17 protein-coding genes are annotated in these 18965 nt (G+C 65.0%); 6 read left to right on the top strand and 11 right to left on the bottom strand.

Going from position 1 to position 18965, the window contains the following annotated elements; genetic code table 11:
- The first annotated feature begins 125 nt into the window (after window positions 1–125).
- Complete coding sequence (mfd, locus tag B7D75_RS10160; RefSeq protein WP_107114664.1) at window positions 126–3572, top strand: transcription-repair coupling factor; 3447 nt, start codon at window positions 126–128, stop codon at window positions 3570–3572.
- A gap of 10 nt (window positions 3573–3582) precedes the next feature.
- Window positions 3583–4212 (top strand): CsiV family protein, encoded by a 630-nt coding sequence (locus B7D75_RS10155; protein ID WP_003153137.1) that lies wholly within the window; start codon window positions 3583–3585, stop codon window positions 4210–4212.
- Between the two features lie 45 nt (window positions 4213–4257).
- Here B7D75_RS10155 and B7D75_RS10150 read toward each other — a convergent pair whose 3' ends face one another.
- The 3 genes from B7D75_RS10150 to psrA form a co-directional block, all read right to left on the bottom strand.
- Window positions 4258–4995 (bottom strand): S-methyl-5'-thioinosine phosphorylase, encoded by a 738-nt coding sequence (locus tag B7D75_RS10150; protein WP_003153138.1) that lies wholly within the window; start codon window positions 4993–4995, stop codon window positions 4258–4260.
- An 11-nt stretch (window positions 4996–5006) separates the two neighbouring features.
- Window positions 5007–6005 carry a beta-N-acetylhexosaminidase gene (gene nagZ / locus B7D75_RS10145; protein ID WP_107113964.1) on the bottom strand — a complete coding sequence of 333 codons (999 nt, stop codon included), beginning with the start codon at window positions 6003–6005 and terminating at the stop codon, window positions 5007–5009.
- Window positions 6006–6197: 192 nt separating this feature from the next.
- Entirely contained in the window at window positions 6198–6899 is a 702-nt protein-coding gene (gene psrA, locus B7D75_RS10140) for a transcriptional regulator PsrA (protein WP_012075149.1), read from the bottom strand.
- 231 nt (window positions 6900–7130) lie between these two features.
- Here psrA and lexA point away from each other — a divergent pair, with 231 nt between their 5' ends.
- Window positions 7131–7745: a transcriptional repressor LexA gene (gene lexA, locus B7D75_RS10135; RefSeq protein WP_003153140.1), complete on the top strand. Its 615-nt coding sequence runs from the start codon at window positions 7131–7133 to the stop codon at window positions 7743–7745.
- An 11-nt stretch (window positions 7746–7756) separates the two neighbouring features.
- Window positions 7757–8248 carry an SOS-induced cell division inhibitor SulA gene (sulA, locus tag B7D75_RS10130; RefSeq protein ID WP_034078460.1) on the top strand — a complete coding sequence of 164 codons (492 nt, stop codon included), beginning with the start codon at window positions 7757–7759 and terminating at the stop codon, window positions 8246–8248.
- Window positions 8249–8271: 23 nt separating this feature from the next.
- Here sulA and B7D75_RS10125 read toward each other — a convergent pair whose 3' ends face one another.
- From B7D75_RS10125 to fadB, 6 genes are all read right to left on the bottom strand, one after another.
- Window positions 8272–8505, bottom strand: a complete 234-nt coding sequence (locus B7D75_RS10125; protein ID WP_003153141.1) for a hypothetical protein — start codon at window positions 8503–8505, stop codon at window positions 8272–8274.
- 206 nt (window positions 8506–8711) lie between these two features.
- Window positions 8712–9230, bottom strand: coding sequence for a DUF6586 family protein (locus B7D75_RS10120; RefSeq protein ID WP_003153143.1), 519 nt, complete (start codon window positions 9228–9230; stop codon window positions 8712–8714).
- A gap of 106 nt (window positions 9231–9336) precedes the next feature.
- Entirely contained in the window at window positions 9337–11943 is a 2607-nt protein-coding gene (topA, locus tag B7D75_RS10115) for a type I DNA topoisomerase (protein WP_043102403.1), read from the bottom strand.
- Between the two features lie 90 nt (window positions 11944–12033).
- The gene (locus tag B7D75_RS10110; protein ID WP_003109484.1) at window positions 12034–12297 is read right to left on the bottom strand and encodes a DUF1653 domain-containing protein; all 264 of its coding nucleotides are present in this window, start codon (window positions 12295–12297) and stop codon (window positions 12034–12036) included.
- A gap of 192 nt (window positions 12298–12489) precedes the next feature.
- On the bottom strand, window positions 12490–13665 hold the full coding sequence (gene fadA / locus B7D75_RS10105; RefSeq protein WP_003138585.1) for an acetyl-CoA C-acyltransferase FadA: 1176 nt from the start codon (window positions 13663–13665) through the stop codon (window positions 12490–12492).
- A gap of 30 nt (window positions 13666–13695) precedes the next feature.
- Complete coding sequence (gene fadB, locus B7D75_RS10100) at window positions 13696–15843, bottom strand: fatty acid oxidation complex subunit alpha FadB (protein ID WP_034078457.1); 2148 nt, start codon at window positions 15841–15843, stop codon at window positions 13696–13698.
- A 428-nt stretch (window positions 15844–16271) separates the two neighbouring features.
- On the opposite strand from fadB, the gene B7D75_RS10095 reads away from it, so the two are divergent.
- A complete protein-coding gene (locus B7D75_RS10095) occupies window positions 16272–17090 on the top strand; it encodes a F0F1-type ATP synthase subunit beta (RefSeq protein WP_033977653.1) in 819 nt (272 codons plus the stop codon).
- 16 nt (window positions 17091–17106) lie between these two features.
- On the opposite strand, the gene B7D75_RS10090 is transcribed toward B7D75_RS10095, so the two are convergent.
- Window positions 17107–17541, bottom strand: coding sequence for a hypothetical protein (locus B7D75_RS10090; protein ID WP_034078455.1), 435 nt, complete (start codon window positions 17539–17541; stop codon window positions 17107–17109).
- A gap of 206 nt (window positions 17542–17747) precedes the next feature.
- On the opposite strand from B7D75_RS10090, the gene B7D75_RS10080 reads away from it, so the two are divergent.
- Window positions 17748–18185: a universal stress protein gene (locus tag B7D75_RS10080; protein WP_003153151.1), complete on the top strand. Its 438-nt coding sequence runs from the start codon at window positions 17748–17750 to the stop codon at window positions 18183–18185.
- Window positions 18186–18213: 28 nt separating this feature from the next.
- Here the strand turns inward: B7D75_RS10080 and B7D75_RS10075 are convergent, their stop codons facing one another.
- The gene (locus tag B7D75_RS10075; RefSeq protein ID WP_003153153.1) at window positions 18214–18900 is read right to left on the bottom strand and encodes a DUF6901 family protein; all 687 of its coding nucleotides are present in this window, start codon (window positions 18898–18900) and stop codon (window positions 18214–18216) included.
- Between the last annotated feature and the right edge of the window lie 65 nt (window positions 18901–18965).

Raw genomic sequence — 18965 nt, 5'->3', positions numbered from 1 at the left:
AAGGGGCTACATTATGACCGCGCGGGCCAGGCTCGGCAATCTGCAGCAGTCGGAAGACTGACATCCAGCAGTCGGGAAAGTTACAATCCGTCCGGTCAAATTCCCGACCGGAGCCCAGCTTGCCCGTGTCCGTACTGCGTCTTCCCAACCTGCCGGCCGCCGCCGGCAAGCAGCACTGGGGCAACCTCCCCGGTGCCGCCCTGAGCCTGGCCATCGCCGAGGCCGCCAGTTCCGCCCGGCGCTTCACCCTGTTGCTGACCGCCGACAGCCAGAATGCCGAGCGCCTGGAGCAGGAACTGCGGTTCTTCGCCCCCGACCTGCCGGTGCTGCATTTCCCCGATTGGGAAACCCTGCCCTACGACGTCTTTTCGCCGCACCAGGACATCATTTCCCAGCGTATCGCCGCTCTCTACCAGTTGCCACAGCTCAGGCACGGCGTGCTGGTGGTGCCGATCTCCACGGCCCTGCACCGCCTGGCGCCCACGCGCTTCCTGCTCGGCAGCAGCCTGGTCCTGGATATCGGCCAGAAACTCGACGTCGAGCGGATGCGCCTGCGCCTGGAAGGCGCCGGCTACCGCTGTGTCGATACCGTCTACGAACACGGCGAGTTCGCCGTTCGCGGCGCGCTGATCGACCTGTTCCCGATGGGCAGCGAGCTGCCCTTCCGTATCGATCTGTTCGATGACGAGATCGAGACCCTGCGCACCTTCGACCCGGAGACCCAGCGCTCCATCGACAAGGTCGAGTCGATCCGCCTGCTGCCGGCGCGCGAGTTCCCTCTCAACAAGGAAGCGGTCACCGGCTTCCGCGGCCGCTTCCGCGAGCGCTTCGACGTCGACTACCGGCGCTGCCCGATCTACCAGGATCTCGCCAGCGGTTTGACACCCTCGGGAATCGAGTACTACCTGCCGCTGTTCTTCGAGGAAACCGCCACCCTCTTCGACTACCTGCCGCAGGACACCCAGGTGTTCTCCCTGCCCGGTATCGAGCAGGCCGCCGAGCAGTTCTGGGGCGACGTGCGCAGCCGCTACGAGGACCGCCGGGTCGATCCGGAACGCCCGCTGCTGCCGCCGGCAGAAGTATTCCTGCCGGTGGAAGACTGCTTCGCCCGACTGAAGAACTGGCCACGGGTGGTCGCCAGCCAGGAGGACGTCGAGCCGGGCGTCGGCCGCGAGCGCTTCCCCGCCCTGCCGCTGCCGAACCTGGCGATCGAAGCCAAGGCCGCCGAGCCGCTGGCCGCGCTGCGCCGGTTCATCGAGGAGTTCCCCGGCCGCGTACTGTTCTGCGCCGAATCGGCCGGACGCCGGGAGGTGCTGCTGGAGCTGCTGGCCCGGCTGAAGCTGCGTCCCGAGGAAGTCGACGGTTGGCCGGCCTTCCTCGCCAGCCAGGCACGCCTGGCAATCAGCATCGCGCCGCTGGACGAGGGTCTGCTGCTGGACCATCCGGCACTCGCCCTGGTCGCCGAAAGCCCGCTGTTCGGCCAGCGCGTCATGCAGCGCCGGCGCCGGGAAAAGACCCGCGACGGCGGCGACGCGGTGATCAAGAACCTCACCGAGCTGCGCGAAGGCGCGCCGGTGGTGCACATCGACCATGGCGTCGGCCGCTACCTGGGCCTGATCACCCTCGAGGTGGACAACCAGCAGGCGGAATTCCTCATGCTGCAATACGCCGAGGACGCCAAGCTCTACGTGCCGGTCGCCAACCTGCATCTGATCGCCCGCTACACCGGCGCCGACGACGCCCTCGCGCCGCTGCACCGGCTCGGCTCGGAAACCTGGCAGAAGGCCAAGCGCAAGGCCGCCGAGCAGGTCCGCGACGTCGCTGCCGAGCTGCTCGACATCTACGCCCGCCGCGCGGCCCGCGAAGGCTTCGCCTTCAAGGACCCGCAGGCCGACTACGCGACCTTCTCCGCCGGCTTCCCCTTCGAGGAAACCCCGGACCAGCAGAGCGCCATCGAGGCGGTGGTGGCCGACATGCTGGCGCCCAGGCCGATGGACCGCCTGGTCTGCGGCGACGTCGGCTTCGGCAAGACCGAGGTGGCCATGCGCGCGGCGTTCGTCGCCGTGCACAGCGGCAAGCAGGTGGCGGTGCTGGTACCGACCACCCTGCTCGCCCAGCAGCACTACAACAGCTTCCGCGACCGCTTCGCCGACTGGCCGGTCAACGTCGAGGTGATGAGCCGCTTCAAGAGCGCCAAGGAAGTCGAGAGCGCCGCGCGACAGTTGGCCGAAGGCAAGATCGACATCCTCATCGGTACCCACAAGCTGCTCCAGGAAGACGTCAGGTTCGCCAACCTGGGCCTGGTCATCATCGACGAGGAACACCGTTTCGGAGTGCGCCAGAAGGAACAGCTCAAGGCGCTGCGCAGCGAGGTGGACATCCTCACCCTCACCGCCACGCCGATCCCGCGTACCCTCAACATGGCCGTCTCCGGCATGCGCGACCTGTCGATCATCGCCACCCCGCCGGCGCGCCGCCTGTCGGTGCGTACCTTCGTCATGGAGCAGCAGAACGCGGTGATCAAGGAAGCCCTGCTCCGCGAACTGCTGCGCGGCGGCCAGGTGTACTACCTGCACAACGAAGTGAAGACCATCGAGAAGTGCGCCCGCGACCTCGCCGAGCTGGTCCCGGAGGCGCGCATCGGCATCGGCCACGGACAGATGCACGAGCGCGAGCTGGAACAGGTGATGAGCGACTTCTACCACAAGCGCTTCAACGTGCTGGTGGCCTCGACCATCATCGAGACCGGCATCGACGTGCCCAGCGCCAACACCATCCTCATCGAGCGCGCCGACAAGTTCGGCCTGGCCCAGTTGCACCAGTTGCGCGGCCGCGTCGGTCGCAGCCACCACCAGGCGTACGCCTACCTGCTGACGCCGCCGCGCCGGCAGATGACCCCGGATGCCGAGAAACGCCTGGAAGCCATCGCCAACGCCCAGGACCTGGGCGCCGGCTTCGTCCTCGCCACCCATGACCTGGAGATCCGCGGCGCCGGCGAACTGCTCGGCGACGGGCAGAGCGGGCAGATCCAGGCGGTCGGTTTCACCCTCTACATGGAAATGCTCGAGCGCGCGGTGAAGGCCATCCGCAAGGGCGAGCAGCCGAACCTCGAGCAGCCGCTGGGCGGCGGCCCGGAGGTCAACCTGCGGGTACCGGCGTTGATCCCCGAGGACTACCTGCCCGACGTGCACGCCCGGCTGATCCTCTACAAGCGCATCGCAAACGCCACCGACGAGGACGGCCTGCGCGAACTGCAGGTGGAAATGATCGATCGATTCGGCCTGCTGCCCGATCCGGCGAAGAACCTGATGCGTCTGACGCTTCTGAAATTGCAGGCGGAAAAGCTTGGAATCCTCAAGGTCGATGCCGGACCACAGGGTGGTCGTATAGAATTCGCCGCCGATACCCAGGTCGATCCGCTGGTCCTGATCAAGCTGATCCAGGGCCAGCCGAACCGCTACAAGTTCGAAGGCGCCACCCTGTTCCGCTTCCAGGTACCCATGGAACGACCGGAAGAACGCTTCAATACCCTGGAGGCGCTGTTCGAGCGCCTCGCACCGCAAACCACCTAAGGATTAGCCCATGCGCTTGTTCCGTTGCCTTGCCCTGCTGCTTTCCCTGGCCGCCCCGGCGGCGTTCGCCGGCGGACCCTACCAGGTGGAACTGGTGGTGTTCCGCCAGGCCGGCGATGCCGTCCCCTCCAGCCAGCCGGCGCCGGACGACTGGGCCACCGGCGCGCAGCCGCTGGCCAGCGACGCCCTGCGGGCGACCGCACTGGACAGCCAACTGGCCAAGCTCAGCCAGGACAACGGCTACACCGTGCTGCTGCACAAGGCCTGGCGCCAGGACATCGGCGAGACGCCGGTGAAGATCGCCCTCAGCGAGGGCCAGGAGCAGGATCATCATTTCCCCGTGGAAGGCACCCTGACCCTCAGCCAGGTCCGTTTCGTCGACATGGAGGCGGACTTCTGGGTCAACCGCTTCGGCGACGACGGCTTCCTCGCCGGCAGCCAGCACATCAGGCAGGGCACGCGCCTGAAGAATGGCGAACTGACCTACCTCGACCACCCGAGCCTGGGCATCCTGATCAAGGTGGTGCCGGTCGGCGCCCGCCCCGCCGCGCCCAATCCCATGGAAATGGAAGAACAGCAGGCACCGGCGGAAGCGTCGCCCGCCGAAGGCGGTTTCGACGCCGCGCCTCCTGCGCAATAACGAAAAAGGCCGCAACAGCGGCCTTTTTTCCGTCCCGACGCCGGCCTAGCCGGCCAGCACCCGCGCCAGCACCTCGCGCACCTTGCCGATACCATCGTGCAATGCCTGTTCGATTTCGGCCATGGTGATGATACCTACCGACTTGCCCGCCGCGGGATTGACCACCAGCGCCAGGCAGGCGTAGGGCAGGTCCAGCTCGCGCGCCAATGCCGCCTCGGGCATGCCGGTCATGCCGACGATGTCGTTGCCGTCGCGCTCGAGCCGGGCGATTTCCGCCACCGTCTCCAGGCGCGGCCCCTGGGTGCAGGCGTAGACCCCATGACTGCTGTGCTCCAGCCCCAACGCACGCAGCGCCTCGATCAGGCGCTGGCGCAACGGCTCGTCATAGGGATGGCTGAAGTCGATATGGGTGACCTGCTCGATGTCGCCGGCGAAGTAGGTGTGCTCGCGCCCGGAGGTATAGTCGATCAACTGGTGCGGCACGCACAGGTGACCGGTGCCCATGGCGGCATGGATCCCACCGACCGCGTTCACTGCAATCACCGCCTCGGCACCGGCCTGCTTCAGGGCCCAGAGGTTGGCCCGGTAGTTCACCTGGTGCGGCGGGAAGCGATGCGGATGGCCGTGCCGGGCCAGGAACAGCACCTCGCGCCCGGCGTAGCGGCCGCGCTGTAGCGGTGCGGATGGCGCGCCGTAGGGCGTCTCGATCGGCAGGGACTCGCTCAGGGTCAGCCCTTCCAGCTGGGTCAGGCCGGTCCCTCCGATAATCGCGTAGACACTCATCGACACCCCCCTCAGTCAATCAGTTGCGCCGCGCGCAGCGCGGTCAGTGCGGTCAGCCAGCGCGGCTGCTGGCGGTAATCGGTATTCGCATGGCCCTTGCCGCGCATGCGCCGCAGGCGCGGTGACGGCGTGACCTTCAGGCGCTGCAGGGCACCCAGGGCCAGCTCGGCGGAACCGCGATCGTTGCACACCAGGCCCATGTCGCAGCCCGCGGCCAGGGCGGCCTCGATGCGACTGGCGGCGTCGCCGACCACATGCGCACCGGCCATCGACAGGTCATCACTGAAGATCACCCCGTCGAACTTCAGCTCGCCGCGCAGGATCTCCTGCAACCAGCGCCGGGAAAAGCCGGCGGGCTGCGGATCGACCCGCGGATAGATCACATGGGCCGGCATCAGCGCGTCGAGCCGGCCGGCCAGGCGGGCGAACGGGACCAGGTCGCTGCGGCGGATCTCGTCGAGGCTGCGCTCGTCTTCCGGGATAGCCACATGGGAATCGGCCTCCGCCCAGCCGTGACCGGGAAAATGCTTGCCGGTGGCAGCCATGCCGGCGGCGTGCATGCCGCGGATGAACGCCCCGGCGAGCTGCGCGGCGCGCTCGGGGTTGCCCTCGAAGGCGCGACTGCCGACCACGGCGCTGCGCTGGTGATCGAGGTCGAGCACCGGGGCGAAGCTCAGGTCGAGGCCGACCGCCTGTACTTCGGTCGCCATCAGCCAGCCACAATGCTCGGCCAGCTCTTCGGCGTTCGGGTTGTCGGCGATCGCGCGCATCGCCGGAAGGCGCACGAAGCCCTGGCGCAGGCGCTGCACGCGCCCTCCTTCCTGGTCGACGGCCAGCAGCAGGTCGGGGCGGATGGCGCGAATCGCCGCGCACAACTCGCGAACCTGGGCGGGATGCTCGATGTTGCGAGCGAAGATGATCAAACCGCCCACCTCGGGGTGGCGCAGGATTTGGCGGTCCTCGGCGGTCAGCCAGGTGCCGCCGACGTCGAGCATCAGAGAGCCTTGCATGAGGAGTCCTATGGCCGGGAAAACAGCGAAGCCCGCCATGACGGGCTTCAGACAGCGCACACTGTACTGCACCCGGGTGAAAGACTTAAGTGCCGGCAGCGGCGCAGGACAATGGAGCCGAGCGGGAGCCCGGAGTTCCGCGCACCCGAAGGGAAAGGAAAGAAGCGGCGCCCGTCGGGACGCCGTTCGGGTTCAGACCTTGGCGGGAGCCTTGCTGCGCGAGCGCAGCTGCGCGCCGGCCAGCAGCGGATCGTCGATCCCGCTTTCGGCGCGCATGCCGGCCGCGAAGAACGGCACCATCAGGTGCATCACCTGCTCGGTGGAGGTATTCACGCCGAAGTCGTTCTCCGCCATCGCCCGCAGGGCCTTGATACCCGACATGCTGAAGGCGGCCGCGCCGAGCATGAAATGCACGCGCCAGAACAGTTCGATGGGCGGCAGTTTCGGCGCCGCTTCGTTGACCAGCAGCATGTAGCGGCGGAAGACCTTGCCGTACACCTCTTCCAGGTACTTGCGCAGGTGCCCCTGGCTCTGGCTGAAGGCCAGGCCGAGCAAGCGCATGAAGATCGACAGGTCATTGCCGCTGCGCGGCTTCACCGCCATCGCCTGGGACACCAGCAGGTGCAGGAGGTCCTCCAGGCTGGCGTGCAGGGCTTCGGGCTTGGCCTGGCGGCGATCCAGTTCCTTTTCCAGGCTGGCACAGAACGGCCCGAGGAAGCGCGAGAATACCGCCTGGATCAGCGCCTTCTTCGAGCCGAAGTGATAGTTCACCGCCGCCAGGTTGACCCCGGCCTTGCTGGTGATCAGGCGCAACGAGGTTTCGGCGAAGCCTTTTTCCGCGAACAGCTGTTCCGCCGCATCGAGAATGCGTTCGACGGTTTCCGACTGGGCCATGGTTTCTCCGCCTGACAAACACTTGTTTGAAACATACGTTTCAGCCACATCCCTTGTCAAGCGGCAGATGACGCACCGGTCAGAAAAGTACAGAGAAGTCCGGAAAAACGGAAGCAAGACGCCGGCCAACCCTGTTCCGCGCGCTCGAAGAAATGCCATGCGGAAAAACATTGCCAGCGCAGGCTCACTGTATATAATCCCAGGCACTGGATAAAAACACAGAGCGACGACATGCAGAAGCTGACGCCCCGCCAATCCGAGATCCTCTCCTTCATCAAGCGCTGCCTGGAAGACCACGGCTTTCCGCCGACCCGCGCGGAAATCGCCCAGGAACTCGGCTTCAAGTCGCCGAACGCCGCCGAGGAGCACCTCAAGGCGCTGGCGCGCAAGGGCGCCATCGAGATGACCCCGGGCGCTTCCCGCGGCATTCGCATCCCCGGCTTCGAACCGCACGCGGCGAACGACGACGAAGGCCTGCCGGTGATCGGCCGGGTCGCCGCCGGCGCACCGATTCTCGCCGAACAGAACATCGAGGAATCCTGCCGGATCAATCCCGCCTTCTTCAATCCTCGCGCCGACTACCTGTTGCGCGTGCGCGGCATGAGCATGAAGGACATCGGCATCCTCGACGGCGACCTGCTGGCCGTCCACGTCACCCGCGAAGCGCGCAATGGCCAGGTGGTGGTCGCGCGGCTCGGCGAGGAGGTCACGGTGAAACGCTTCAAGCGCGAAGGCAGCAAGGTCTGGCTGCTGGCGGAAAACCCCGAGTTCGCTCCGATCGAAGTCGATCTGAAGGAGCAGGAACTGATCATCGAAGGCTTGAGCGTCGGCGTGATCCGGCGCTGACAGGAGATACCATGCAGACCTCCCACTCGCTGCCCAGCGCCCAGTTGCCACTGTTCCAGGAAGCCTTCTGGGCCAGCAACGGCGCCCCCCTGCTCGACGACGTAATCGATAGTCCGTCAAATGCCGAAGAGCCCGCCGCCTTCAGTGAGCTGTCGCTAAGCGGCCTGCCTGGCCATTGCCTGACCCTGCTGGCGCCGATCCTGCGCGAACTCAGCGAGGAGCAGGAGCAGTCCCGCGATGCTCGCTGGCTGACCCTGATCGCCCCGCCAGCGAGCCTTACTCACGAATGGCTGCGCCGCGCCGGGCTGAATCGCGAACGTATCCTGCTGCTACAAGCCAAGGACAATGCCAGCGCCCTGGCACTCAGTTGCGAAGCCTTGCGCCTGGGCCGCAGCCATACGGTGGTCAGTTGGCTGGAACCCTTGGGCCGAGCAGCACGCCGGCAACTGTCCCGCGCCGCCCAACAGGGTCAGGCCCAGAGCCTGAATATTCGCCTGGGTTGAAGGGGAAGGGCAAAGGGGGCAGTTCAGTGCAGAACGCGCGGACCTTCGTCGTGTTCGATCTCGCCTTCGGCAAGGCGGCCAGCCATTTGCACGCCGACGTTGAACATGGCCTTGGCCACTTCGACATGCTGGCCCTGCAGGAAATTCTTCGCATCCCCGGAGAATTCCAGGGTCACCAGCGCCTCCTCGTCATCGGCGCGACGCAGCACTATGCGCCCGTCGGGCATTTCTACGATTTCAAGGAAGGATGTTGGCATGACAGACGCTCTCTACAAAGACGTGACATTGTAACAGCCCATCCCCGGCATCCCTAGTCCACATCCGCTTCCCGCGCCCCATCACCGGCCCGTGAATACGGTTCCAGAGCGCCGCGACGGCATCAGGTAAATTTTTTTTACTGGCAAATCAACCGACTGGAACAGGAGGAAAAGACCCTACCGCTGATCGGCGAATGACGGTGCCGTTACAGCTCGGTCAAGCTTTCACGGAAACGCAGGAGCAATTGCTTCAGCGACTGGCGCCACTCCTCCAGGGTCTCGCGGGAAAGTGCCGGCGCCTCCTCATCGATGTTGACCGCGACGATCAGCGGCGTCGTCGGGTCGATCTTCACCGCCTTGCTCGGCTGCGGCGGCAGGAACAACTCGGAGTAGGCGTCCAGCAACTGCGCCAGCCAGGTTTCCGGCTGCGACGCCAACTCCACCAGCTCAGCCAGCTCGGGGCTGGGCGCGGCCGCCAGCACTTCGGCATTCAGCAATGCATCCACGCGAGGAGCGGCAGCCTGCGGCAGACGGTAGTAACCGGCGATCTCGTGGCATACACCGAGCACTGCGCCATAGAGGTGGAACAGTGCCGACTCGCGCTCCGCCTGGATGATCGCCTGGGCATTCATCGCCCGCTCGGCATCGGCCCGCTTCCAGGCGTCCAGAGCCAACCCGGCGAAATACAGCTTCTGGTTGGTGCGGGTATAGAGCTCTTGAGCCATGCCGATACTCCCGGAGGCAACAGAAGGAAAGCGTCTCACAGACCAGGTCAGGCACCCGGCCCTCGCGCAGTATAAGCGCGCCCCAGGCAACGGGGCGCGCCATCCATCAGCGCTTGTCTTCGACCTTCCACTTGCCGCCGTCGTAGAACGCGCGCCAGCCGGTGGGCTTGCCGTCGACCTCGGACTGCACGTACTGCTCCTTGGTCTTGCGGCTGAAACGGATCACCGCGGGACGGCCATCCGGGTCTTTCTGCGGGGCATCGCAGAGGTAGTGGTACTTCGGATCCAGCTCGGCCTTGTGCGGAATGATCTCGCTCACCAACGGAGCACGGGTCTCGCGATTCTTCGGGAACTGGCTGGCGGCCAGGAACATCCCCGAGGCACCGTCGCGCAGCACGTAGATGTCATCCACCTTCTCGCACTTCAGCTCGGGCATGCGGATGGCGTCCATCTTCGGCGGTGCCGCCTCGCCGTTCTTCAACAGCTTGCGGGTGTTCTTGCAGGTCGGGTTGGTGCAACCGAAGAACTTGCCGAAACGGCCAGTCTTCAACTGCATCTCGCTTCCGCACTTGTCGCACTCCAGGCTCGGACCTTCGTAGCCCTTGATCCGGTACTGGCCTTCTTCGATCTCGTAACCCGGGCAATCCGGGTTGTTGCCACAGATATGCAGCTTGTGCTTCTCATCCAGCAGGTAGGCATCCATCGCGGTGCTGCAGATCGGGCAGCGGTGCTTGCCGCGCAGCACACGCGACTCCGATTCGCCCTCGTCGTCCGCGGCGATCTCGTCGCCGGGAATCAGGTTGACGGTCGCCTTGCAACGCTCCTTCGGCGGCAGGCTGTAGCCCGAGCAACCGAGGAACACTCCGGTGGAAGCCGTGCGGATCATCATCGGCCGGCCGCACTCGCGGCAGGGAATGCTGGTCAGGGTCGGCTGGTTGGCGCGCATTCCCTTCTCGCTGACTTCGGCAACCTCGAGCTTCTTCTTGAAATCGCCGTAGAACTCGTCGAGCAGGTGCTTCCAGTCACGCTCGCCCTGGGCCACGTCGTCGAGGTGTTCTTCCATTCCGGCGGTGAAGCCGTAGTCCATCAGGTTGGCGAAGCTCTCGTTGAGCCGATCGGTGACGATGTCGCCCATCTTCTCCGCATAGAAGCGGCGGTTGTGGGTGGTGACGTAGCCGCGTTCCTGGATGGTCGAGATGATCGCCGCGTAGGTCGAGGGACGACCGATACCACGCTTCTCCAGCTCCTTGACCAGGCTCGCTTCGGAATAGCGCGCCGGCGGCTTGGTGAAGTGCTGGCTCGGGTCGAGCTTGATCAGCTTGAGGTTCTCGCCTTCCTTCATTTCCGGCAGGACGTCGTCCTCGCCCGGCTTGCTCTGCTGCGGCAGGACCCGGGTGTAGCCGTCGAACTTGAGGATGCGGCCCTTGGCACGCAACTCGAAATCGCCGGCGGTGACGGTGACGCTCGTGGACAGGTACTCGGCCGGGGTCATCTGGCAGGCCACGAACTGGCGCCAGATCAGGTCGTACAGGCGCTCGGCGTCGCGCTCCATGCCGGACAACTGGGTCGGCTTGAGGTTGACGTCGGAAGGGCGGATCGCCTCGTGCGCCTCCTGGGCACCCTCCTTGCTCGAGTAGACGTTGGCCTTGCCCGGCAGGTACTTCTGGCCGAACTCGTCCTCGATGAAACCGCGGACCATACCGATGGCATCGGCCGACAGGTTGGTCGAGTCGGTACGCATGTAGGTGATGTAGCCCGCCTCGTAGAGACGCTGGGCCATCATCATGGTCTTCTTCACCCCGAAGCCCAGGCGATTGCTCGCCGCCTGCTGCAAGGTGGATGTGATGAACGGTGCCGAGGGACGGCTGGAGGTCGGCCGGTCCTCGCGCTTGGCGACGCTATAGGCCGACGCCTTCAGCTTTTCCAGGGCCGCCATGGCCTGGGCTTCATTGAGCGGCTTGAAGGCCTCGCCCTTCTCGCGGGTGACTTCGAAGCGCACGTTGGCGCCCTTGGCGGTACCAAGGTCGGCATGCACTTCCCAGTACTCTTCCGGGACGAAGGCGCGGATCTCGCGTTCGCGCTCGACCACCAGCTTTACCGCCACCGACTGCACGCGCCCGGCGGACAGCCCGCGGGCGATCTTCTGCCAGAGCAGCGGCGAGACCATGTAGCCGACCACGCGATCGAGGAAACGCCGCGCCTGCTGGGCGTTCACCCGGTTGATATCGAGTTCGCCGGGCTGGGAGAAGGCTTCCTGGATGGCCTTCTTGGTGATTTCGTTGAATACCACGCGCTTGTAGCGGCTTTCGTCGCCGCCGATGGCCTCCCGCAGGTGCCAGGCGATGGCCTCCCCCTCGCGGTCCAAGTCGGTCGCGAGATAGACGGTGTCGGCGTCCTTGGCCAGGCGGCGCAGTTCCTCGATGACCTTTTCCTTGCCGGGCAGGATCTCGTACTTGGCCTTCCAGCCATGCTCGGGGTCGACCCCCATGCGCGAGACCAGTTGGCGCCGGGCCTTTTCCTTCGGTGACAGCGCCGGTGCCTCGGCAGCGCTCTTGCGGCCCTTGGCCGCCGGCTCCTTGGAACTCGACGAACCACTGGTGGGCAGGTCACGGATGTGGCCGATGCTCGACTTCACCACGTACTGGCTGCCCAGGTACTTGTTGATGGTCTTGGCCTTGGCCGGGGATTCCACGATGACCAGCGATTTACCCATGGATCGGAAGGTTCCTGCGTCGAAAAGATGAATATAAAGGAGGGAGCGACTAGCGCGGCACCGCTATATATAGTGGCGAACGAGCCAAGGTCAAGCGCGGTCTTCCCCGCCGGGGGCTTTCTGCAAGCCCAGAGGATCGGCCTCGGGACTCACCAGGACGAAGCGCGGCACCCACTCGCCATCGACCTCCACCGCCTCGGTGAACATTTCCAGCGGACGTACCCAGAGGCCGAATTCGCCGTACAACGCCTGGTAGATGACCAGCGCCTCTTCCGTCTCGGAATGGCGGGCAACCCCCAGGACCCGGTAGTTCTGCCCCTTGTAGTGACGATAGAGCCCAGCCTGCAGGTCCATGTTCCTTACCTTGTCTCGAAAATCGAAAAACATCGGCACAATGCCGACATACAACAGCCCGGTATAGGCACGGATTGCACAATAGGCAAACTCGCTGCCCCGGAGCGTCATTTACTCGATGCAGCCGGAATCGACCGACGCTGAAAAACGAAAGCCGGGGCACGAGGCCCCGGCTTTCCCTTCGTCGAACGCTTAGACGCGCTCGAAGACGGTGGTGATCCCCTGGCCCAGGCCCACGCACATGGTGGACACACCCAAGGTACCGCCGTTCTGCTTCATCACGTTCAACAGGGTGCCGGAAATACGCGCACCGGAGCAACCGAAGGGGTGGCCCAGGGCGATCGCACCGCCATGCAGGTTGACCTTCTCGTCCATCTTGTCGAGCAGCTTGAGGTCCTTCAGCACAGGCAGCGCCTGGGCGGCGAAGGCTTCGTTGAGTTCGACGAAGTCGATGTCGGCGATGGTCAGGCCGGCACGCTTGAGCGCCTTGTTGGTCGACGGCACAGGACCGTAACCCATGATCGCCGGGTCGACGCCCGCGACGGCCATGGAGCGGATCACCGCCATCGGCTGGATGCCCAGGTCCTGGGCGCGCTGGGCCGACATCACGATCATGCAGGAGGCGCCGTCGGTGATCTGCGAGGAAGTCCCCGCGGTGACAGTGCCGCCCTTCGGGTTGAACGCCGGCTTCAGCTGGGCCAGGGTCTCGACGGTGGTTTCCGGACGAATGGTCTCGTCGAAGTCGAAGACTTTCAGGAAGCCGTTCTCGTCATACCCTTCCATCGGGATGATCTCGTCCTTGAACTTGCCTTCCTGGGTGGCTTTCCAGGCCAGCTGGTGCGAACGCGCGCCGAACTTGTCCTGCGCCTCGCGGCTGATGCCGTGCATCTTGCCGAGCATTTCCGCGGTCAGGCCCATCATGCCCGAGGCCTTGGCGGCGTACAGGGACAGGTGCGGGTTCGGGTCGACGCCATGCATCATGCCGACGTGGCCCATATGCTCCACGCCGCCGATGACGAACACATCGCCGTTGCCGGTCTGGATCGCCTGGGCGGCGGTGTGCAGCGCGCTCATCGACGAACCGCACAGGCGGCTGACGGTCTGCGCGGCGCTGGTGTGCGGGATCTGGGTCATCAGCGACGCCATGCGCGCGATGTTCCAGCCCTGCTCCAGGGTCTGGTTGACGCAGCCCCAGATCACGTCTTCCACTTCGGCCGGATCGACCTTCGGGTTGCGCTCCAGCAGCTTGCTGATCAGGTGCGCCGACATGGTCTCGGCGCGGGTGTTGCGGTGCATGCCACCCTTGGAACGACCCATCGGGGTGCGGCCGAAGTCGACAATGACGACGTCTCTCGGATTCAGGCTCATAAATTCACTCTCGCTCTAGTCGTTCCGCGATTAACCGAAGAATTTCTGACCGTTCTTGGCCATTTCACGCAGCTTCGCGGTCGGGTGGTACAGCGCGCCCAGCTCGGCGTACTTGTCGGCCAGGGCCACGAACTCGGCGACACCGATCGAATCGATGTAGCGCAGAGCACCACCACGGAAGGGCGGGAAGCCGATGCCGTAGATCAGGCCCATGTCGGCCTCGGCAGCGGTCTCGACGATGCCGTCTTCCAGGCAACGCACGGTTTCCAGGCACAGCGGGATCATCATGAAGTTGACGATGTCCTCGTCGGTCACTTCGCGCTGCTCGACCACGATCGGCTTGAGCACTTCGTAGGCCTGCGGATCGGTGACCTTCTTCGGCTTGCCGCGCTTGTCGGTCTCGTAGGCGTAGAAACCCTTGCCGTTCTTCTGGCCCAGGCGGTTGGCCTCGTACATCACGTCGACGGCGGTCTTGCCCTCGACCGCCATGCGGTCCGGGAAGCCCTCGGCCATCACGTCGCGGCCATGGTGGCCGGTATCGATGCCGACCACGTCGGACAGGTAGGCCGGGCCCATGGGCCAGCCGAACTTCTCCATCACCTTGTCGATGCGCACGAAGTCGACGCCGAAGCCCAGCAGCTTGGCGAAGCCGCCGAAGTACGGGAACAGCACGCGGTTGACCAGGAAGCCGGGGCAGTCGTTGACCACGATCGGGCTCTTGCCCATCTTCTTGGCGTAGGCGACGGTGGTGGCGATGGCGGTTTCGCCGGTCTTCTCACCACGGATCACTTCCACCAGCGGCATCATGTGCACCGGGTTGAAGAAGTGCATGCCGCAGAAGTTTTCCGGACGCTTCAGCGCCTGGGCCAGCAGGCTGATGGAGATGGTCGAGGTGTTGGAGGCGATGATCGCGTCCTCCTTCACCGCGCCTTCCACTTCGGCGAGCACGGCTTGCTTGACCTTGGGGTTCTCGACCACGGCTTCGACGACGATGTCGACGTTGCCGAAGTCGCCATAGGACATGGTCGGACGGATGCCGTTGAGCGCCTCGGCCATCTTCGCCGGGGTCAGGCGACCCTTCTCGACGCGCTTGCCGAGCAGCTTGGCGGCCTCGTTCAGGCCCATCTGGATACCCTCTTCGCGGATATCCTTCATCAGGATCGGGGTGCCCTTGAGCGCCGACTGGTAGGCGATGCCGCCGCCCATGATGCCAGCGCCGAGCACGGCGGCCAGTTTCACGTCCTTGGCGACTTCGTCGTACTTCTTGGCCTTCTTCTTCAGTTCCTGGTCATTCAGGAACAGGCCGATCAGGCTCTGCGCGACCGAGGTCTTGGCCAGCTTGACGAAGCCGGCGGCCTCGACTTCCAGGGCCTTGTCGCGGCCGAAGTTGGCGGCCTTCTGGATGCTCTTGATGGCTTCCACCGGCGCCGGGTAGTTCGGACCGGCCTGGCCGGCGACGAAGCCCTTGGCGGTTTCGAAGGCCATCATCTGTTCGATTGCGTTCAGCTTCAGCTTTTCCAGCTTCGGCTGGCGCCGGGCCTTGTGGTCCAGCTCGCCGGCGACGGCGCGCCTGGCCAGGTCGAGGGCAGCGGCCTGCAGTTGCTCGGGAGCGACCACGGCGTCGACGGCGCCGACCTTCAGGGCGTCCTCGGCCTTGTTTTCCTTGCCCGAGGCGATCCACTCGACGGCGTTGTCGCAACCGATCAGGCGCGGCAGGCGGACGGTGCCGCCGAAGCCCGGGTAGATGCCCAGCTTGACTTCCGGCAGACCGATCTTGGCGGTCGCGCTCATCACGCGGAAGTCCGCGGCCAGGCACATCTCCAGGCCGCCGCCGAGGGCGATGCCGTTGATCGCGGCAACGGTGGGTACGTCCAGGTCTTCGAAGTCGCTGAAGATCTTGTTGGCTTCGAGGTTGCCCGCCATCAGTTCCTCGTCGGGCAGCTGGAAGTTGTCAACGAACTCGGTGATGTCGGCACCAACGATGAACACGTCCTTGCCGCTGGTCACGATCACGCCCTTGACCGCTGCATCGGCCTTGATCGCATCGACTGCCGCACGCAACTCACTGAGGGTGAGACGGTTGAACTTGTTGACGGACTCGCCCTTGAGATCGAAATTCAACTCGACGATGCCGCCCTCAAGAGGCTTAACCGTGATGGCTTTACCTTGGTAAATCATCAACTGATCTCCACGCTATTATGGAAGCTTGAACTTACACATCGGACGCCGTGTCGGGACCCTTTCGGCAACCGCCGAGCATAGTCCCAAACCCTTCGGCACACCCGCCGACGCGATAACCGGGTCTCTATTGTCGAGGCCTGCGCGAGGCAAACGCTCGATTCATACGCCCGTTTGACTTGGGTGCGCACACATTCCGGCAAAAGCCGGGAATTGTCAATCAGCCATCCGGAAAACACCTGCCCTCCTCCAGCCCCTCTGCGCAGGGCCATTCAGCCGGCCTCTGTGGGACCATTCAGATGTTCGATGATCAGCGCCGCGGACGCTTGTCCCGGTGCGGAAAGGCAGGCTAGAGTCGCCGCAGATCGCCATGCATGATCGGCCACGAGCCGTTACAAAAGAACAACAAGAAGGCCTCCAAGGGCCACATGGAGATGGAACCCATGACCTGCCGTCCGTTCACTTTTTGTCTGGCCCTGCTCGGCCTGCTCGCCCTCCCCGTCTTCGCGGCCGGGACCGCCGACGACCTGCTCGCCGTGCACCAGATGCGGCTCGCCACGCAGAAATCCCTCAACGCCTTCTTCATGTACGTCGGCCAGGAAGGCGACCAGCGCTACGCCAGCCTGATCGAAAACTCGGCGCATACGGCGGAAGCCCGCCTGCAGCGACTCGACGGCGTGAACGGCAGCGAATCCCGGCGCCTGCTGGGCCAGCTTCGCGAGCAATGGCGGGACTATGCGCAAGACCTCGAAAAACTGACCGGCGCGGTGCGCAACAAGGGCTACAGCGACCTGCAGCCGGTCGCCGACCTGGCACGGCGCAACCAGCAACTGATGGACCTAGGCGGCCAGTTGTATCGCAGCCTGCAACGGGAAAACGCCGCCACGGTGCCGACGCTCACCGAGCAGAGCCGCGAGCAGAGCCTGCTGATGCAGGACATCGCCCTGGACTATGCCTCGCGCAACGCCTCGGTGGGCGCCAGCTTCTTCGGCGGCGGCGAGCAACGCCCGCTGGACGACCTGGCCAGCCGCTTTTCGGTCAACCTGCTGAAGCTGCAGCAGGCGCCGCAGAACGACGAGGAGATATCCAGGGCGCTGCGCGGCGTGGCGATCAAGTGGCACTACATCGAGAAATCCCTGCGCAACTACAACCAGAACAGCGTGCCCTTCCTGGTCAACAAGAATGCAGATCGGATCATCGATGGCCTGGAGAAGGTCGCCGCGCTGTATGCCGCACGCAGCCAATGAACCTCGGCGCGCCGCTTCAGGCGCGCTGGCGGAGAAATTCGGCGATGCGCCCGAGGTCGGCGCTATCGCCGCGCTCGCCCCAATACAGGGCAAGGAACTGGGCGGTGGCCTCCACTTTGTAGACATCCTCGGGGAGGCTGCGCAGGGCGTCCAACAATTCGCCCTCCGCACACGGCTCACGCCACTGGTTCAGCCACTGGCCCGGAGCGTTCTGCCAATAGCACCAGGCGTCGCGGCTACGCCGACGCGGGCAGTGGAACTGCGCGCAGGAGGCCGGTGGCGCGCTTTCCAGCCAGTGCGGCCACTCCTGGCGCGCCAACTGCATGGCAAGGCCGAGGCGGCGCGCTTCCAGGCGCAGGGCCATCTTGCCACGCTGCCTGTTGGACGGCATCAGCCAGGCCAGGGGGCTGAGCATGACAGCCAGCAGCAGGATCACCAGCCAAGTGGTCATAGGGAACGCACGCTCGAAAAATGGTTAAGGCATTTGCCTCGATCCGCGCGGACAGGCAGGATCGGTCGCAATCGCCAAGGGAGGCGCAGTCTACAGGTGAATGCGGCCACGGCGGAGAAGCTTTTTGCCCGGCGCAACGGAACCGGTCCCGCGCGCTGCGCGAAGGTCCATAATGAAAATACTACCCCCTTGCGGAGGAGACGTTCATGCCCTATCAACACATTCTGGTCGCCGTCGACCTGACCGACGAATGCGATCCGGTGATGAAGCGCGCGGCGGCCCTGGCCACCAGCACCCAGGCCCGGCTTTCGGTGGTGCATGTGGTCGAGCCCATGGCCATGGCCTTCGGCGGGGACGTACCGATGGACCTGTCGATGCTGCAGCAACAGCAATTCGACCAGGCCCGTGAACGCCTGGATGCCTTCGCCGTGCGTTATCCGGATCTCGGCAGCGAACAGCGCCATCTGGTCTACGGCCAGCCACGCCAGGAAATCCACCGCCTCGCCGCGGAGCAGGCCTGCGACCTGATCGTGGTCGGCAGCCACGGTCGCCACGGCCTGGCGCTGCTACTCGGCTCCACCGCCAACGACGTGCTGCACGGCGCTCCTTGCGACGTCCTCGCGGTGCACCTGAAGAAGGCCTGACCATCCATGCTCGGCCGGGGCCAGCGCCTCAGCCGAGCGTTTCCTCGGCACTCATCACCAGCGGGCGGATTTTCTGCAACTGGGTTTCCAGCGAATAGCTGATGCTCGACGACAGCGAGAAGAAGGCCAGGAATGCCTTCAGGTTGGAATCGCTGACACAGGTGTCGTGGATCCGCTGCCAGAACGCCTGGTTGACCAGTTGCAACTGCTGGAACAGCCGCACCAACCCTTTCAGCTCCCAATCGGCATGCCGCCCCTCGCGGAAATTGAAGTACTGGCGCATCAGGTACAGCGGCACCACCCGCAGCACGAACTCCTGGTTGCTGGCGAACGGCAGGTGCTGCATGGCCATCGGTCTCAGCGGCGCCAGCAGCGGACAGGCGCTGCTGGCCATGATCAAGCCGATCAGCGCGCGCAATCCTTCCTCCAGGCCCGCCTGCTTGATGTACTCGCGCTCCGGCGTGCGCACGCAGATGCCGGCCTTGCGGAATGCCGGCAGGTTGCGGAAATCCTCGATCACCCCATGCAGGTCGACCGCCGCCGGACAATGGCTGTAGCGTTCGCGGTCGAGCGGGCAATTGCTGCAGCGATTGTGCTCCAGGCGCGTCCAGCGCGGCGCCGCGGCCGCCGCCTGCGGATCGTAGTGCCGCTCCAGCTCGATGCGATAGTTGAGCTGGTGCTGGTCATCCAGCGTGATGCGGTACTCGATTGCCATGGACTGATCCTTTCGGGAAAGACGGCCGGCCCGTCAATGGCGCCAGCCAGGGGGGCCGGCGACAG

This window comes from Pseudomonas paraeruginosa (assembly GCF_003025345.2).
Lineage (GTDB): Bacteria > Pseudomonadota > Gammaproteobacteria > Pseudomonadales > Pseudomonadaceae > Pseudomonas > Pseudomonas paraeruginosa.
This window is presented reverse-complemented; position numbering and strand designations above follow the sequence as displayed.

Coding starts and splice junctions, on each gene's coding strand:
- psrA (WP_012075149.1), bottom strand. CDS start 6,899: ATGGCCCAGTCGGAAACCGTCGAACGCATTCTCGATGCGGCGGAACAG.
- B7D75_RS10120 (WP_003153143.1), bottom strand. CDS start 9,230: ATGGCTCAAGAGCTCTATACCCGCACCAACCAGAAGCTGTATTTCGCC.
- fadB (WP_034078457.1), bottom strand. CDS start 15,843: ATGATTTACCAAGGTAAAGCCATCACGGTTAAGCCTCTTGAGGGCGGC.
- B7D75_RS10150 (WP_003153138.1), bottom strand. CDS start 4,995: ATGAGTGTCTACGCGATTATCGGAGGGACCGGCCTGACCCAGCTGGAA.
- B7D75_RS10090 (WP_034078455.1), bottom strand. CDS start 17,541: ATGACCACTTGGCTGGTGATCCTGCTGCTGGCTGTCATGCTCAGCCCC.
- topA (WP_043102403.1), bottom strand. CDS start 11,943: ATGGGTAAATCGCTGGTCATCGTGGAATCCCCGGCCAAGGCCAAGACC.
- B7D75_RS10125 (WP_003153141.1), bottom strand. CDS start 8,505: ATGCCAACATCCTTCCTTGAAATCGTAGAAATGCCCGACGGGCGCATA.
- B7D75_RS10080 (WP_003153151.1), top strand. CDS start 17,748: ATGCCCTATCAACACATTCTGGTCGCCGTCGACCTGACCGACGAATGC.
- B7D75_RS10110 (WP_003109484.1), bottom strand. CDS start 12,297: ATGGACCTGCAGGCTGGGCTCTATCGTCACTACAAGGGGCAGAACTAC.
- fadA (WP_003138585.1), bottom strand. CDS start 13,665: ATGAGCCTGAATCCGAGAGACGTCGTCATTGTCGACTTCGGCCGCACC.
- B7D75_RS10155 (WP_003153137.1), top strand. CDS start 3,583: ATGCGCTTGTTCCGTTGCCTTGCCCTGCTGCTTTCCCTGGCCGCCCCG.
- B7D75_RS10075 (WP_003153153.1), bottom strand. CDS start 18,900: ATGGCAATCGAGTACCGCATCACGCTGGATGACCAGCACCAGCTCAAC.
- nagZ (WP_107113964.1), bottom strand. CDS start 6,005: ATGCAAGGCTCTCTGATGCTCGACGTCGGCGGCACCTGGCTGACCGCC.
- B7D75_RS10095 (WP_033977653.1), top strand. CDS start 16,272: ATGGAGATGGAACCCATGACCTGCCGTCCGTTCACTTTTTGTCTGGCC.
- lexA (WP_003153140.1), top strand. CDS start 7,131: ATGCAGAAGCTGACGCCCCGCCAATCCGAGATCCTCTCCTTCATCAAG.
- sulA (WP_034078460.1), top strand. CDS start 7,757: ATGCAGACCTCCCACTCGCTGCCCAGCGCCCAGTTGCCACTGTTCCAG.